The organism is Streptomyces marispadix (assembly GCF_022524345.1).
GTDB classification, from domain to species: domain Bacteria; phylum Actinomycetota; class Actinomycetes; order Streptomycetales; family Streptomycetaceae; genus Streptomyces; species Streptomyces marispadix.
This window is the reverse complement of record NZ_JAKWJU010000002.1, coordinates 1,179,224-1,194,687: the sequence shown is the minus strand read 5'-3', so window position 1 is coordinate 1,194,687 and position 15,464 is coordinate 1,179,224. Positions and strand designations below refer to the sequence as shown.

The following is a 15,464-nucleotide window of genomic DNA, read 5'->3' as shown; positions in this document are numbered from 1 at the left end:
GCGGGCCGCGCCCGTACGATCGTTCGCGTGGTTGGACCTGGGAAGCGGAGTGAGGGCGGTGGCGGCGTACGCCGCCGTGCACTGGGCGCGGCTACGGCGTGCACGGTGCTGGCGGCGGTCTGCGGCTGCGGCGCGGGCGCCGGTGAGGACCGTGAGAGCCGCGAACGTACGGCCGTGCAGCGCGTTCTCGACCGGCAGGCGGCGGCGGTGCGCGACGGCAAGGAGAGCGCTTATCTCGCGGCCGTCGACCCGAGGGAGGACGACTACCGCAGCGCGCAGCGGCAGGTGTTCGAGAATCTGCGCCGCCTGCCGCTGACCCAGTGGTCGTACACCGTCGGGGATGTGCGGCACGCCGGGAGGAGCGCAGCAGGCGAAGAGGGCGGGAAGCAGGGGGAGAAGGAGCAGAAGGCGGAGAACGCGCGGGGCGGGGGCTCGCCGGGTGGCGGCCTCGTGGCCGACGTCCGGCTGCGCTACAAGCTGCGCGGCGACGACCACTCGCCGGTGTCCGCCACGGAGCGCCTCTCCTTCGCAGAACGCGGGGGCAAGTGGTACGTCAGCGGAGAACTGTCCGGCAGCGACCGGCAGTTGTGGGAGCAGGGCGAGATCGGCGTGGCGCGCGGCAAGCACAGCCTGGTGCTGGGCGCGGACCGTGGCGACGACGAACTTCGCGCGCTCGCGGACGACGCCGACCGTGCCGTCGAGCAGGTCGACCGTGCCTGGCCGCGCCCCTGGCCGCACCGCGTGGTGGTCGAATCGCCCTCGTCGCTGGAGAACATGGCGCGGCTGCTGGACGCCTCACCTTCCACGTACGAAGGCATCGCGGCCGTCACCACAGGCGAGGCGGGCGAGCATACGGACGCCCCCGCGGACCGGATCGTGGTCAACCCGGAGGCGTACGGCGAACTCAGCGAGGAGGGGCGGCAGGTCGTCGTCACCCATGAGTCGGTGCATGTCGCCAGCCGCACCCACACCAGCGACGCCACCCCGCTGTGGCTGTCCGAAGGGTTCGCCGACTGGGTCGGCTACGGCAGCACCGACCGCAAGCCGAAAGAGGCCGCGGCGGAACTCGTCAGGGCGGCCGAGGAGGACAGGCTGCCCCGGGAGCTGCCCACCGACCGCGCGTTCCGCTTCGGCAGCGACACGGAGGCCCTCGGGCGTGCCTATGAGAGCGGCTGGCTCGCGTGCCGGCTCATCGCGGACGAATGGGGCAAGGAGAAGCTGCTGGCGCTCTACCTGCGCACGGGCTCATCGCAGAAGCGTCAGGACGCCGCCGTCGAGGAGGCCATGCGGGCCGAACTGGGAATCGGGCAGAAGGAGTTCACCGAGCGGTGGCGCTCGTACGTACGGAGGGAGCTGACGTGACGTCCCGCTCCCGCGCCGAGTGCGCCCCGGAACGTGCGGGGGCGCCAGCCGGGGCCCGTACCGTCGTCCGTGCCCGGCTGCGCGTCGAGCGCCACAGCCGGACGCAGCCGAGCAGCGACGCGGCCACCAGCAGACCGTTGCGTACGGACATCAGCAGCACGCCCAGCCAGTCGCTGGCGACGACATGGGCGAAGCCCGGCGGGAACTCCAGCAGCGTCACGGCCGTGGCCGCCAGCACCAGCGCCGCGGGCACCGTCTGACAGCTCATACGCAGCGTGAGGCAGACCGCCGCGAGACCCACCAGCCAGATCATGTACTGCGGGCTGATGACGCGGCTGGTGGTGGTGAACAGCAGCACCGCGGTGAGCGCCACGTCCGCCGGGGTCGCGGCCGTCCAACGCACGGCACGCAGCCGCCACAGCAGCAGCCACAGGAAGGCGAGAAGCGTCAGCATCAGCGCGGCGTCGCTGACGACGTTCACATACGGGCCCACGAACTCCATCGAGCCGTAGTTGAGCAGCACTTGGCCCTCCCAGCCGAACTGCCGCGCCACGTGGAAGACGAGGGCGCCCAGCGACTCCACCTCGGTGCCTCTGTCCTGCTGGAACTCCAGGAAGGCGAGCGCGCCCGGCATCGTCGCGGCGAAGACGAACATCACCACGGCACCGGTGATCATCGCGGCCGTCCACACCGTGCGGGTCTCCCGGCCGCGCGGCGTCCCGATCAGCAGCAGACCCGGCCAGATCTTCAACGTCGCGCCGAACGCGGCGAGTGCGCCTGCCGCCCTCGGATGGCGTGCGCCCGCAAGCAGCGCCGCGACGGCCACCGCGGTCACCATCAGGTCGTAGCGCGCGTACACGGTGGGCCCCAGCAGCGTCACCCCGGCGATCCAGCTCCACACTCCCGTGCGGCGGCGCCCTGGGCGCCGTGACGCATGCAGCAGCAGGCCCAGTACGGCGGCGTCGGCGGCACACGCCAGCAGGAAGAAGGCGGTGGTGTATTCGAGGAAAGGCAGCAGGGCGGGGGAGAGGATCGCCAGGGCCGCCGCCGGAGGGTACTGCCAGGTGACGTCGTTCGCCGGGAAGACTCCGGCCTTCAACAGGCCGTACCAGCCCTGGTAGATGACGCTGACGTCGGCGGTGAAGTCCGGGCCTGGCACGACCACGACCTTGAAGACGCACAGCAGCAGGGCGGTGCGGGTGAGCGCCCAGACGGCGAGGGGTGCGGCGAGCGCGGTGAGGCGGCGGCCCTCGTAGTGCGAGCGGGGGCCGGGGCGCGAGCCGGGGCGGAGGGCTCGGCGACGGCGGCGGTGGGTGCCGCGCCCGGGGTTCTCGCGGTCGTTCGCAGGGTCCGCTCGCCGGGGGTCTTCCGCCGTGCCGGAGGCGGTTGTCGGGCCCGTGCTGCCCGTGCCGCCGGCGCTGCTCGTGCTGACCGTGCCGCCCGTCGTGCTGGTTCTGCCAGTCTCGGGCGTCCCGCCGTCGCCGCTCCTCCCGTCGCTCGTGCCCGTACCGCTCGGCTCTGCCGCCTCGGATGCGCCGTGTGCCTCTCCGCCGTTCCCGGAGGCTGCCTCTCGCGGGGCCGGCGCCGCCGTGCTGTCCGTCATGCCCACCTGTCCGTCGCCTGCTCGCCTGCTCGCCTGCTGCCTGCTCGCGTTGCCGTGCCGGGCTTCTGCCCGATACGGCGTACGTTCAACTCGCTCCCCCCGCTTGTGTCTCCGCCCCGCGCAGACTCCTGCGCTGAGATCCCGCGCCGAGATCCCCCGCGGGCATCCCGTGCCGACGTCCTGCGTCACGATGATGCAGCGCGCCCCCGTGCGCCCTCGTGAGACTGCCGCAGCCGGGCTGTGGCAGTCACCCGGACGGTACTGTCTGCGGCGATGCACAAGACCTTGATCGTCACCAATGACTTCCCGCCCCGGCCGGGAGGTATCCAGGCCTTTCTGCACAGCATGGCGCTGCGCCTGGACCCCTCCCGTGTCGTGGTCTACGCGTCCACGTTCGGCCGCAGCGGCGAACGTGCCGAGGAGACCGCCCGGTTCGACGCGGAGCAGCCCTTCACCGTCGTAAGGGACCGCGGCACGATGCTGCTGCCGACGCCCGCGGTGACCCGTCGGGCCGTACGGCTGCTGCGTGAACACCGCTGCGAGTCGGTGTGGTTCGGGGCGGCGGCACCGCTGGGGCTGATGGCACCGGCACTGCGCGAGGCGGGCGCCCGGCGCATCGTGGCGACCACGCACGGACACGAGGCGGCCTGGGCCCGACTGCCCGGCGCACGGCGGCTGTTGCGCCGTATCGGCGAGAACACGGACACCCTCACGTATCTCGGCGAGTACACGCGTTCGGCGATCGCGGGCGCCCTCACCCCCGAAGCGGCCGCACGCATGGTCCGGCTGCCGCCCGGCGTGGACGAGAAGACCTTCCACCCGGGGTCCGGCGGCGACGCGGTGCGTGAGCGGCTGGGCCTGGGCGGTCGCCCTGTCGTCGTCTGCGTCTCGCGGCTTGTGCCGCGCAAGGGACAGGACACGCTGATCCGCGGCATGCCGCGAATCCTCGCCGAAGTGCCGGACGCCACGCTGCTGGTGGTGGGCGGCGGCCCGTACCGCCGCGATCTGGAGAAGCTGGCGGCGGCGACGGGCGTCGCACGCTCCGTACGCTTCACCGGCGCGGTTCCCTGGGACGAACTGCCCGCCCACTTCGGCGCGGGCGACGTCTTCGCGATGCCCTGCCGCACCCGCCGCGGCGGACTGGACGTCGAGGGTCTCGGCATCGTCTATCTGGAGGCGTCCGCGACCGGACTGCCCGTCGTGGCGGGCGATTCCGGCGGCGCTCCGGACGCCGTGCTGGACGGCGAGACGGGCTGGGTCGTACGGGGCGGCGCGGTGGAGGAGGCCGCCGACCGCGTCACCACGCTGCTGAAGAACCCGGGGCTGCGGGCCCGCATGGGCGCGAAGGGCAGGGGCTGGGTCGTCGACCGCTGGCGCTGGGACCTGCTCGCGGAGCGGCTGAGGCGGCTGCTCTGAGGGCTGCGGCAAGAGTGCTTCTACGAGGACGTGTTCCGCGCAACGGCTTCTGCGAAGTACGAGTCTGCGAGGGCGAATCGGGGAGGTCGAATCGGTGAGGAGGGCCGTGAGGCGGGGCGCGAGTCGCATGCCTGCCAGGCGGAGGCCGCATCGAGACGTGACTCCCGGACGGACGGCTCTCGGACGGACGACTCTCAGGCGGACGGCTCTCAGGCGTACAGCGCCTCGATCTCGTCCGCGAAGTCCTTGGCCACCACACCGCGTTTCAGTTTCAGCGACGGCGTGATGTGCCCCGACTCCTCCGTGAACTGCGTGCTCAGCACCCGGAACTTGCGTACGGACTCCGCCCGCGACACCAGGGCGTTGCCCCCGTCCACGGCCCGCTGGAGCTCGGCCAGCAACTCCTCGTCGCCCAGCAGCTCTTCATGGGTGAGCGCCGCCTTGCCGTGCTCCTGGGCCCAGCGTGCGAGGAACTCCTCGTCTACGGTGAGCAGCGCCCCCGCGAAGGGGCGGCCGTCGCCGACGACCATGCACTCGGCGACGAGCGCGTGCCCGCGGATGCCGTCCTCGATGACCGAGGGGGCGATGTTCTTGCCGCCCGCCGTCACCAGGATCTCCTTCTTGCGCCCGGTGATGGCGAGATACCCGTCGGCGTCGAGGGTGCCCACGTCGCCGGTGTGGAACCAGCCGTCGGCCAGGGCCTCCTGGGTGGCCTGCTCGTTGTTCCAGTAGCCGGCGAAGAGATGCTCGCCGTGCAGCAGCACCTCGCCGTCGTCCGCGATCCGTACGACCGATCCGGGGAGGGGCTGGCCGACGGTGCCGATCTTCTGGCGGTCGTACGGATTGAACGCCGTCGCCGCACAGGACTCGGTGAGGCCGTAACCCTCCAGCACCGTGAAGCCGATGCCGCGGTAGAAGTGCCCGAGCCGCTCGCCCAGCGGTGCGCCGCCGGAGATCGCATGGGTGGCGAGCCCGCCGAGCACGGCGCGCAGCTTGCTGTAGACGAGCACGTCGAACAGCTTGTGCCGCAGCTTCAGCCCCAGCGGCGGACCCGAAGGCTCCTCCAGGGCACGGCTGTAGGCCATGGCCGTCTCCGCCGCCTTGTCGAAGACCTTCACCTTGCCGCTCGCCTGGGCCCGCGCCCGCGCGGAGTTGAAGACCTTCTCGAAGACGCGTGGCACGCCGAGGACCATCGTCGGCCGGAACGCGGCGAGTTCGTCCGTGAGGGCCTTCACGTCCGCGACATGGCCGAGCTTGATGGGCGCCATCACGGCTGCCACCTGCACCAGCCGCCCGAAGACATGGGCGATGGGCAGGAAGAGCAGCACCGAGGACTCGCCCGTGCGGAACATCGGGCGCAGCCGCTCGACGACGTTGCCGCACTCGGCGAAGAAGCTGCGGTGGGTGAGCACACAGCCCTTGGGGCGCCCGGTGGTTCCCGAGGTGTAGACGATGGTCGCGGGGGAGTCGGCGTTGGCGCTGGAGGAGCGGACCTCGACCGTGGCGTCGTCCACGTCGGCGCCGTCCGCGGTGAGTTGGTCGACCGCGGCCCGGCCGCCCGGGTCCGCGACGGGGACACCGTCCGCGTCACGCCGCGGTTCGATCTGCCATACGTTCACCAGAGCGGGAAGCCTGTCGCGTACGGACTCGACCGCACGCGAGTGCTCCTCGGTCTCCACGAGGCAGGCGACCGAGCCGGAGTCGCCGAGTATCCAGGCGATCTGCTCCGGCGAACTCGTCTCGTACACGGGCACGGTGACCGCTCCCGCGCTCCAGATCGCGAAGTCGAGCAGCGTCCACTCGTAGCGCGTACGGGACATCAGCGCGACGCGGTCGCCCGGCTGCACGCCCGCGGCGATCAACCCCTTTGCGGCGGCCTGTACTTCGGCGAGGAAGTCGGCGGCGCCGACGTCCGTCCACTCGCCTCCCTGCTTGCGCGCGACGACGGCGACATCCGGATGCTGGGCCGCGTTGCGGCGGATGAGATCCGTCAGATTGCCGTCGGCCGGCACCTCGTAAAGTGCCGGAAGGCTGAACTCACGCAAGGCTGCTGCTCCTCGTCGGGCCGGGAGGACGGCGGCCGTGGGGGGCGGCCTCCGATGGCTCGGATCCGGGCCGTGGGAGGACCCGGATGAAGATGACGGCCCGGACGTTACCCATCGGTAGGGTCAGCGGGATAGGGGGTAACGCTGAGATGTCTGATGCGTCACACGACTCGGGTGCGTCCCCGGAAGCCTAGTCCACGCACGCGCCGGCAGGGAAGTAACCGCAGGTGGGGAGGGGCCGGGGAGTGCTCACGGGCATGGGTGCCGCGAGGGCCGCGCACCGCTCTAGGGTGTGGTCATGCGAGTCCACGTAGTCAGCGATGTGCACGGCAACAGCCGGGACCTCGCAAGGGCCGGGGACGGCGCCGACGCGCTCGTCTGCCTGGGAGACCTGATCCTCTTCCTCGACTACGCCGACCACTCGCGGGGCATCTTCCCCGAGCTGTTCGGTGTCGAAAGCGCGGACCGCATAGTGGAGTTGCGCACAGCGCGACGCTTCGCCGAGGCACGCGAGTTCTCCGCGAAGCTGTGGTCGGGCGTGGACAGGGCCGCGGCCACCGAGGCCGCCGTACGCAAGCAGTACGCCGAACTGTTCGCCGCCTTCCCGTCGCCGACATACGCGACCTACGGCAATGTCGACATGCCGCCCCTGTGGCCCGAGTACGCGGGCGAGGGCACCACCGTCCTCGACGGTGAGACGGCCGACATCGGCGGGCTGCGCTTCGGATTCGTCGGCGGGGGACTGCGGACGCCCATGCGCACCCCGTACGAGATCGACGACGAGACGTACGCGGCGAAGGTCGAGGCGCTCGGCGAGGTCGACGTGCTCTGCTCCCATATACCGCCCGACGTACCGGAGTTGTGCTACGACACGGTCGCGCGCCGCTTCGAACGCGGCAGCGAGGCGCTGCTGAGCGCGGTGCGTTCGGTCAGGCCCCGCTTCCACCTCTTCGGGCATGTGCACCAGCCGCTGGTGCGGCGGATGCGGATCGGGCCGACGGAGTGCGTGAACGTAGGGCACTTCAACGCCACCGGGACGCCCTGGGTGCTGGAGTGGTGACCGTCGGCGCTCCCGGCCCGCGTACGTGGCCCGTGTACGTAGCGGGCCGGTAGGTCCGGGGCGTACCGGTAGGCCCGGGTCCGGACACGCGCGGTAGCCTGCCAGCGGCAATCGGGGATCGCGCGCAGCAATGGAGGAGCCACGGCGATGGCGGAACACACCAGCTCGAACATCACCATCGATGCGGCGCCCGAAGCCGTGATGGGAGTGATCGCCGACTTCGCCCGCTACCCGGAATGGACCGGCGAGGTGAAGGAGGCCGAGGTCCTCTCCGAGGACTCCCAGGGGCGGGCCGAGCAGGTCCGGCTGCTGCTGGACGCCGGGGCCATCAAGGACGAGCACACGCTGGCCTACGAGTGGATCGGCGCGAACGAGGTCCGCTGGTCGCTGGTGAAGTCCCAGATGCTGCGCGAACTGGACGGCGTCTACCGGCTGGCACCCGTCGACGGCGGCGAACGCACCGAGGTCACCTACCAGTTGACCGTCGACGTCAAGATCCCCATGCTCGGGATGATCAAGCGCAAGGCGGAGAAGGTCATCATCGACCGTGCGCTGTCCGGGCTGAAGAAGCGCGTCGAGTCGGGCGGTGGCGCCGGCAAGGGCGCGGACGCCGCCAAAGGCTGACGCGAGGGTGGGGACGTCTCAGGGCGGTCCGGGTCGGGGCGCTCCGGCGCCTGACGGCGCGGGTGCCGGTGGGCGTGCCGGTGACGGTACGCGTGCCGGTGGGCGTGACGGTGCGCGCCCGAGGATGCTGCTGATCACGGGTGCCGGAGGCTCCGGACGTACGACCGTGGCCGCCGCGAGCGCGGTTTCGGCCGCCCACGACGGTCTGCGGACGCTGCTGCTGAGCGGTGACGAGCCCGCGACCCTGGAAGCCGTGCTGGGCATGCCCGATGGGTCCGTGCGTGACGCGCGCACGGGCGCGGCAGCCGGAGACGGCGGCCCGGCGCCGGTTCCCGGCACGGACGGGCGGCTGCATGTGGCACGTACCGGCTCCGCCGAGCACTTCCGCGCCGCCGCCGTCTCCTTGCAGGAGCGCGGCTCCAAGCTCCTCTCGATGCTGGGTTCGGTCCCGCTGGACGAGGACGAGCTGACCGAACTGCCCGGCTCCGGTGCCTTCTCACTGCTGAGCGCGGTGCGTGCCGCACACGACGCGGGGGAGTGGGACGCCGTGGTCGTCGATCTGCCGCACACACCCGCCGCCCTGCGGACCCTCGCCCTTCCCGCGCAGTTGCGCCGCTATCTGCGCAGGCTCCTCCCGGCCGAGCGGCAGGCGGCGCGTGCGCTGCGTCCCGCGCTCGCACAGCTCGTCGGCATACCGATGCCCACGGACGCGCTGTACGAAGGCGCCGCACGCTGGGACGACGGACTAGCCGCCGTACAGGGCCTGTTGGAGACGCCCGGCACCGCGGTGCTGCTGGTCGCCGAACCCGGCCCGCTCGCCTCGGAGGCGCTGCGCCTGGGCCGTGCCGGACTGGGCCTGTACGGACTGCCGTTGGAGGCGGTCGTCGCCAACAGGGTGTTCCCGTCCGGGAGTCGGGACGCCTGGACGGCCTCGCTGTCGGGACGGCAGCAGACGGTGCTCAAGGCGTGGCACGAGGAGTACGGGGCGGAGGGCGTGCCGGTGCGTGAACTGCCGCACCTGGGACGGGAACCACGAGGCGCGGACGATCTGCTGCGGCTGGCCGGGGAGGCGGCCGTCGGTGACGTGCGGTCCGTGGGCGCGGCGGGCCCGGGGACGGGCCGGAGTCCGGGCGGCCCCCTGGGCGCCGATGGCACCGTCGAGGACCGGCTCGCCTCCGACGGCCTGCTGGTGTGGCGGCTGGCGCTCCCGGCCGTACGCAAGGAGGAGCTCGAACTCGTGCGCCGCGGCGACGAGTTGATCCTCGGCTTCGGCCCGTACCGGCGGGTGCTTCCGCTGCCCTCGGCGCTGCGCAGATGCCGGGTCGTGGGCGCCGCGCTGGAGCGGGGCGAGCTGCGGGTGCGCTGCGAGCCGGACCCGGCGCTGTGGCCGGGGGGCACGGGAGGCTCGGAGGGTTCGGACGACTCGACCGGCTCGGGCGGTGCTGCGGGCTCAGCCGGTACGGACGCCTCCGGGGGGCCGTAGAGCGGACGCCTCGTGGGGCGCTCGGAGGGCAGAGAACCCACAGGACCGCGTGACGCGGGCCGCTCGAACCGGCGCCCGAGACCGGCCGGGAGTGGCCTCGGGGCAGTCTCGGCGCCGCCTCCGTTCGGGTAACGTCGGAATACGGGTCGACAGCGGACGTCGGCCGCATTCCCTCCGTCGTAGGAGCGCCGTCATGAGCGAGCCCGCCGAGCCTGCCGAGCCCGTCGAGAACGAGGCACAGGCCGCACCGGACGCCGACGCCTGGGCCACCGCCTGCGAGGAGGACCTCGCCGCGGAGAAGGCCCGCCGCCGCGCGGAGTACGGACCGCAGTACGGCAGCGCAGCCGAGGAGTTGAGGCGTCTCGCGGACGCGGTCTCCGGAAAGGTCGCCGAGCTGGGCAAACCCTTCGCGGGCACGCTGGCCGCCACCGCCGCACAGAGCGTCGCGCAGCAGTTCATCGCGCAGGCGCGGGCCGCCGTCGAGCCCGTCGTCGAGCGCAACCCCCAGTTCTTCGACCATCTCGCCGCTGCGGGCGGCGAACTGCTCGCGGCCTACCGTGCCGCCGTACAGGAGGCCGAAGGACGCTGGACGGCAGGCGCACAGGGCCCGCCGCAGGGCCCGCCCGGCACATCGGCGGGCGCCTCGGGCCGTACGTCCGCCGACCTGGAGCGCATCGACCTGGACAAGGGGCCGGAGGAGACCGCGGGTCCGGGGCGGGACGAGAACGCACGGGGCGACGGGCCGCAGGGTTCAGCCGGTTCAGCCGGTTCAGCCGGTTCGGCCGAGTCCGGCGGGTCCGTAACCACCGGCCGCGACGGCGGCTCCGGCGATCCCGGCGCCCCGGGGGTTCCCGGCGACTCCGTCGATCAGCGGGGCTCCGAGGGTTCCGGCGATGCCGAAGGTGGAAGCGGCGGCTCCGCCTCCGGCGGCTCCGCGTCCTGACGGCCGATCGCGGGCCAAAGCTCGGGATCTGGCGGTACGGCCCCTCCGGTACGGTGTTCCGCGGCGGGGAAGGACCGGAAAAACCGAGGGACACATGGGACTCACTATCGGCGTCGACATCGGCGGCACCAAGATCGCGGCCGGAGTTGTCGATGAGCACGGCACGATTCTGGAAACCAGCACCGTGCCCACCCCGCCCACGGCGGACGGCGTGATCGACGCCATCGCCGACGCGGTACGGGACGCCAGCGCCGAGCACGTGGTGGACGCCGTAGGCATCGGTGCGCCCGGCTACGTCGACGACAAGCGGGCGACCGTACTGTTCACCCCGAATCTGACCTGGCGGCACGAGGCCCTCAAGGACAAGGTCGAGCAGCGCATCGACCTTCCGGTCGTGATCGAGAACGACGCGAACGCCGCGGCCTGGGGCGAGTACAAGTTCGGCGTGGGCACCGGGCACGAGGACGTCGTCTGCATCACCATCGGCACCGGCCTCGGCGGCGGCGTGATCATCGGGGGCAGGCTGCACCGCGGACGCTTCGGGGTCGCGGCCGAGTTCGGGCACATCCGGATGGTGCCCGACGGCCTGCTGTGCGGCTGCGGCAACCAGGGCTGCTGGGAGCAGTACGCGTCGGGCAGCGCGCTCGTGCGTTACGCACAGCAGCGCGCCACGGCGACGCCGGAGAACGCCACGATCCTGCTCGGCCTGGGCGACGGCACCCCCGAGGGCGTCGAGGGCAAGCACATCAGCGAGGCGGCACGGCAAGGCTGCCCCGTCGCCGTGGACTCCTTCCGTGAGCTGGCGCGCTGGGCGGGGGCGGGTCTCGCCGACCTCGCCTCGCTCTTCGACCCGGGTGCGTTCATCGTCGGCGGCGGGGTCTCCGACGAGGGCGACCTCGTACTCGACCCGATCCGCAAGTCCTACCGCCGCTGGCTCGTGGGGAGCCGCTGGCGTCCGCACGCCGAGGTGCTCGCGGCCCAACTGGGCGGCCAGGCGGGCATGGTGGGCGTCGCGGACCTCGCCAGGCAGGGCTGAGCGACCGTTGCGGGCGGCCGGTCGTACCTCGTAGGGCCGGTCGCGCCCCGCGACCGGGTGGAGAGCGAGCAGGCGGAGCGGACCAGCGGAGCGCGAACGACGCAACGGAACGAACGCAACGGGACGAACGGAGCGGGACGAGCGGCCGGACGGCCGAGGAATGTGAGTGTGAGCCGAGCCGATGACGCTCGCGGATCTGCCCGCAGGACGCACCGAGCCCGACGGTTCGGCCGTCGTCCGTCTGCTCAGCTACAACATCCGCTCGATGCGGGACGACAGGAAGGCACTCGCCCGTGTCGTGCGGGCGTGCGCCCCCGATGTGGTGTGCGTGCAGGAGGCACCGCGGTTCTTCCGCTGGCGCAAGCACGCCGCGTGGCTGGCGCGGGAGAGCGGACTGGTCTACGTGACGGGCGGTGCGACCGCGACGGGGCCCATGATCCTGGCGTCGCTGCGGGCCACGGTCGTACGCACCGAGGACGTGCTGCTCCCGCACACACCCGGTCTGCACAGGCGAGGTTTCGCCACGGCCGTGCTGCGGTTCGGCACGGCCGCGCGCCTCGGGGTGCTGAGCTGCCATCTGAGCCTGCAACGCGACGAGCGCCGGGCACAGGGCCGCATGCTGCTCGACCGCCTGGAGGGCCTGGGCACACGGCATGTCGTGGCGGCGGGCGATCTCAACGAGCGCCCCGGAGGCCGTACTTTCCGCCGGCTCGCGGGGCGGCTCCAGGACGGTTGGGCGGTGGCGCCCTGGGGCGGCGAGCACACCTCGACGGCGCTGCGTCCTCATCAGCGCATAGACGCCGTGCTGGCCTCCGAGGGCGTCGAGGTGATCGGCTGCGGCGTACCGGACGGGCTGGAGGGCGTGTCACCGGCGGATCTGCGGGCCGCCACCGACCATCTGCCGGTGCTGGCGGCGCTGCGGGTGCCGCCCGAGCGTCCTGAGGGCGCGGAGGCGGCGGCCGAGCCTGGAGAGGCGTCGGAGGCGGCGGCCGAGCCGGGGGAGTCCGCGGCCTGACGGTGGCGAGCGCTGTGGTGCCAACCGGCGTTACGGCGCTATGAGTTCACCGCAGCGCCGAGGCCGCTGAGACTGCTGAGACCGCTGAGACCGCCGAGAGCCCGTACCGCTGTGGGTGGTTGACGCCACGAGCGCTCTGCGCCCTCACACCACGGCGCCGCGGCCAGGGTCGTCCCAGTCGTCCTCGTCCCGCCCGTCACGCATGCGTGCCACGAGCGTGGCGAATCCGCCAAGGAATCCGCCGACGCCCAGCGTCGCGATCCACCAGGTCAGCTCCTGCTGGAAGACGACCATGAAGATGAGCAGCAGCGGTCCGCCGAGCACCGCGAGCCATGCGAACTTCGCCGTGGTGTCCGGCTGCGGCAGCGGCGGCGGCTCCGGCGGTACGAAGTGGCCCTCGTCGTCGTCCTCTTCGGCCTCGCCCGTGTCGTCGTCCGCGACGGGCAGGCTCCAGTCGCGCGGCCCGGCGCCCGCCGAGTAGACGGTGAAGCTGCGTACGGACGAGCCGCCCTCGTCGCCGTCGCCGTCCCCGTCCGGGCGGGAGTTGGGGGCGGGGCGTGCGGCGGTGCCGGTGCGGGTGTCGCCTCCCGGCTCGGCGGACGGTGCCATGTCCTCGGCCTTCGGGTGGTCCCCGTAGGCGGCGACGATCTGCTCCCAGGCCGCCTTCTCGTCCAGCGGAAGAGGCGCCTCGCCGCTCTCGTCGCGGATGTCCTCGTCGCGGCCGGTCCCGTCCGTACCGCCGGTCCCGCCCGAACCGGCGGCCCGGCCGTCCTCGTCGTGCACGCCGGCGTCCGGGCCGCGCTCACCGCGCCGGTCCGCCGGGTGCGCCGGCTCGTCCTCACCGTGGTCGTGGTCCTCCGCGCCGGGATTACGCTCCATCGCCCACTGTCTCCGTCTCCGTCTCCGTGTTCCCCGCGCCGAGCCGGGTGATGAATCCGTAGGAGTCCGCGAAGATGCGCTCCGCGTCATGGTCGAGTGTGGCCACGTGGAAGCTGTCCTCCAGGACGGTCTCCGTCACGTCACTCGACGAGACCTTCCCGAGTACGAGGGCCGAGTCGGACGGCGGTACCACATGGTCGGTTCTGCTGTGCATGACCAGCAACGGCTGTGTCACCTGGGGCAGTTCGCCGCGTACACGGCGGAAGAAGTCGCGGGCCGAGTAGGCGGCCTGGGTCGGCACCCGCTCGTAACCCACCTCCACGGCACCGGGTTTGGCGATGTCGCTCGTGATGCCCTTGGCCGAGCGGAGCAGGAACCGGCCCAGCGGCAGCGCGTAGCCCTGTAGCCGGGGGAAGGTCACCGCGGGGTTGACGACGGCGACGCCGCTCACCGCGTCACCGTGGCGGGCGGCCAGCCGCAGTGCGAGCGCACCGCCCATCGACAGGCCGCAGACGAAGACCTGTTCGCAGTTCCTGCTGAGCGTGCGCAGTTCGCGGTCGACCGTCGCGTACCAGTCCTGCCAGCCCGTGACGGCCAGGTCCTCCCAGCGTGTGCCGTGCCCCGGCAGCAGCGGAAGGGAGACCGTGAGCCCCTTCGCGGCCAGATACTCGGCCCAGGGGCGTACGGACTGAGGAGAGCCGGTGAACCCGTGGCACACCAGGACGCCCGTCCCGGATCCGTCATGACGCATGGGCTCGGCCCCGGGAAGGATGGACACGTCGGCCTCCAGCCGGTCGGTATCGAGTCGGTGTCGATGTCGGGTGGGCGCTGCCAAGGTGGTGCTGCTTCGTTGCGGTGCTGCTCTGCCGTGTGCGCCGAGCGTGCCGCGTGTGCTGGGCGTGCGCTCCGCATGTGCCCGCATCCGCCGCCGGGCGGGCGAGGGTACGGGCGAGTGCCAGCCTACGCGTGGGGGCCGGACGCCGGGTAGTTCAGCACTGCCCTACGCAGCAGCGCCGCTTCCGCGGTGGCGAGATAGGGTCGCCGTTGTCGGGAACAGGAGGTCCTCGGTTGTTCTACGGAGCGATGAAACTGTCGGTGGGCAACGGGCTCAAGCTTGCCTTCCGGCCCTGGGTCGAGGGGCTTGAGCACATCCCCGCAGAGGGACCGGCGATCCTCGCCGGCAACCATCTCTCCTTCTCCGACTCCTTCTTCCTCCCCGCGGTGCTGGACCGCAAGGTCACCTTCATCGCCAAGGCCGAGTACTTCACCTCGCCTGGAGTGAAGGGCAAGCTCACCGCCGCGTTCTTCAAAGGGGTCGGTCAGCTTCCCGTGGACCGCTCCGGCGTACGCGGCGCGGGCGAGGCCGCGATCCGCAGCGGGCTCGATGTCCTCGCCCGCGGGGAGCTGTTCGGCATCTACCCCGAGGGCACACGCTCGCCCGACGGGCGCCTCTACCGCGGCAAGCCAGGCGGGCTCGCACGGGTCGCGCTGCGCTCGGGAGCGCCCGTAGTGCCCGTCGCCATGGTCGACACCGAGAAGATCCAGCCGCCCGGCCAGGTCATGCCCAAGCTGATGCGGCCCGGCATCAGGATCGGCAAGCCGATGGACTTCAGCCGCTACCAGGGCATGGAGAACGACCGCTTCATCCAGCGGGCCCTGACCGACGAGGTCATGTACGAGATCATGAAGCTCTCCGGCCAGGAGTACGTCGACATGTACGCCACGGCCGCGAAGCGCCAGCTCGCCGAGGAGGCCAGGCGCAACGCGGAGGCGGAGAAGGCCGCGAAGGAAGCGGAGCGGGAGGCCGAGCAGGCTGAGCAGGCCGCGAAGGGCGAGCAGGGGGCGGGAGAGCCTGGGCGGTCCGGACGCCTGGGCCGGTTCGGTCATGCCGGGCCCGCGGCCAGGATCGCCGCGGTGCGGCGCAAGTGGAACGAGCGTGACCGGGCGGCGTAGACAGACGTACGGCGGCGCGGGGATGTGCGCCGCGAGCGGCGCAGG

The 15,464-nt window shown here is 72.2% G+C and carries 13 protein-coding genes; 9 read left to right on the top strand and 4 right to left on the bottom strand.

Annotation, left to right across the window (positions count from 1 at the left end):
- The first annotated feature begins 27 nt into the window (after positions 1–27).
- The gene (locus MMA15_RS05180; RefSeq protein WP_241057795.1) at positions 28–1,362 is read left to right on the top strand and encodes a hypothetical protein; all 1,335 of its coding nucleotides are present in this window, start codon (positions 28–30) and stop codon (positions 1,360–1,362) included.
- On the opposite strand, the gene MMA15_RS05175 is transcribed toward MMA15_RS05180, so the two are convergent.
- A complete protein-coding gene (locus tag MMA15_RS05175) occupies positions 1,319–2,551 on the bottom strand; it encodes a glycosyltransferase 87 family protein (RefSeq protein WP_241063010.1) in 1,233 nt (410 codons plus the stop codon). The genes MMA15_RS05180 and MMA15_RS05175 overlap by 44 nt on opposite strands.
- A 687-nt stretch (positions 2,552–3,238) precedes the next feature.
- Between MMA15_RS05175 and MMA15_RS05170 the strand changes: the two genes are divergently transcribed.
- Positions 3,239–4,381: a glycosyltransferase family 4 protein gene (locus MMA15_RS05170; RefSeq protein ID WP_241057793.1), complete on the top strand. Its 1,143-nt coding sequence runs from the start codon at positions 3,239–3,241 to the stop codon at positions 4,379–4,381.
- A 209-nt stretch (positions 4,382–4,590) separates the two neighbouring features.
- Here the strand turns inward: MMA15_RS05170 and MMA15_RS05165 are convergent, their stop codons facing one another.
- Positions 4,591–6,426, bottom strand: a complete 1,836-nt coding sequence (locus tag MMA15_RS05165; protein ID WP_241057792.1) for an AMP-dependent synthetase/ligase — start codon at positions 6,424–6,426, stop codon at positions 4,591–4,593.
- 298 nt (positions 6,427–6,724) lie between these two features.
- Between MMA15_RS05165 and MMA15_RS05160 the strand changes: the two genes are divergently transcribed.
- From MMA15_RS05160 to MMA15_RS05135, 6 genes are all read left to right on the top strand, one after another.
- On the top strand, positions 6,725–7,486 hold the full coding sequence (locus MMA15_RS05160) for a metallophosphoesterase family protein (RefSeq protein ID WP_241057790.1): 762 nt from the start codon (positions 6,725–6,727) through the stop codon (positions 7,484–7,486).
- Positions 7,487–7,633: 147 nt separating this feature from the next.
- Positions 7,634–8,110: an SRPBCC family protein gene (locus MMA15_RS05155; protein ID WP_241057788.1), complete on the top strand. Its 477-nt coding sequence runs from the start codon at positions 7,634–7,636 to the stop codon at positions 8,108–8,110.
- 124 nt (positions 8,111–8,234) lie between these two features.
- The gene (locus MMA15_RS05150; RefSeq protein WP_241057785.1) at positions 8,235–9,593 is read left to right on the top strand and encodes an ArsA family ATPase; all 1,359 of its coding nucleotides are present in this window, start codon (positions 8,235–8,237) and stop codon (positions 9,591–9,593) included.
- A gap of 193 nt (positions 9,594–9,786) precedes the next feature.
- Positions 9,787–10,536, top strand: coding sequence for a DUF5304 domain-containing protein (locus MMA15_RS05145; protein WP_372498184.1), 750 nt, complete (start codon positions 9,787–9,789; stop codon positions 10,534–10,536).
- 94 nt (positions 10,537–10,630) lie between these two features.
- Positions 10,631–11,572: an ROK family glucokinase gene (locus tag MMA15_RS05140; protein WP_241057784.1), complete on the top strand. Its 942-nt coding sequence runs from the start codon at positions 10,631–10,633 to the stop codon at positions 11,570–11,572.
- Between the two features lie 181 nt (positions 11,573–11,753).
- Positions 11,754–12,587, top strand: a complete 834-nt coding sequence (locus MMA15_RS05135) for an endonuclease/exonuclease/phosphatase family protein (protein WP_241057783.1) — start codon at positions 11,754–11,756, stop codon at positions 12,585–12,587.
- Between the two features lie 144 nt (positions 12,588–12,731).
- Here the strand turns inward: MMA15_RS05135 and MMA15_RS05130 are convergent, their stop codons facing one another.
- Positions 12,732–13,466 carry a hypothetical protein gene (locus MMA15_RS05130; RefSeq protein WP_308290508.1) on the bottom strand — a complete coding sequence of 245 codons (735 nt, stop codon included), beginning with the start codon at positions 13,464–13,466 and terminating at the stop codon, positions 12,732–12,734.
- Positions 13,456–14,244 (bottom strand): alpha/beta hydrolase, encoded by a 789-nt coding sequence (locus tag MMA15_RS05125; RefSeq protein WP_241057781.1) that lies wholly within the window; start codon positions 14,242–14,244, stop codon positions 13,456–13,458. Before MMA15_RS05125 ends, MMA15_RS05130 begins: the two co-directional genes overlap by 11 nt.
- A 305-nt stretch (positions 14,245–14,549) precedes the next feature.
- On the opposite strand from MMA15_RS05125, the gene MMA15_RS05120 reads away from it, so the two are divergent.
- The gene (locus MMA15_RS05120) at positions 14,550–15,419 is read left to right on the top strand and encodes a lysophospholipid acyltransferase family protein (protein WP_241057779.1); all 870 of its coding nucleotides are present in this window, start codon (positions 14,550–14,552) and stop codon (positions 15,417–15,419) included.
- Positions 15,420–15,464: the final 45 nt, after the last annotated feature.

Coding starts and splice junctions, on each gene's coding strand:
- MMA15_RS05120 (WP_241057779.1), top strand. CDS start 14,550: ATGAAACTGTCGGTGGGCAACGGGCTCAAGCTTGCCTTCCGGCCCTGG.
- MMA15_RS05160 (WP_241057790.1), top strand. CDS start 6,725: ATGCGAGTCCACGTAGTCAGCGATGTGCACGGCAACAGCCGGGACCTC.
- MMA15_RS05140 (WP_241057784.1), top strand. CDS start 10,631: ATGGGACTCACTATCGGCGTCGACATCGGCGGCACCAAGATCGCGGCC.
- MMA15_RS05170 (WP_241057793.1), top strand. CDS start 3,239: ATGCACAAGACCTTGATCGTCACCAATGACTTCCCGCCCCGGCCGGGA.
- MMA15_RS05150 (WP_241057785.1), top strand. CDS start 8,235: ATGCTGCTGATCACGGGTGCCGGAGGCTCCGGACGTACGACCGTGGCC.
- MMA15_RS05155 (WP_241057788.1), top strand. CDS start 7,634: ATGGCGGAACACACCAGCTCGAACATCACCATCGATGCGGCGCCCGAA.
- MMA15_RS05135 (WP_241057783.1), top strand. CDS start 11,754: ATGACGCTCGCGGATCTGCCCGCAGGACGCACCGAGCCCGACGGTTCG.
- MMA15_RS05145 (WP_372498184.1), top strand. CDS start 9,787: ATGAGCGAGCCCGCCGAGCCTGCCGAGCCCGTCGAGAACGAGGCACAG.
- MMA15_RS05130 (WP_308290508.1), bottom strand. CDS start 13,466: ATGGAGCGTAATCCCGGCGCGGAGGACCACGACCACGGTGAGGACGAG.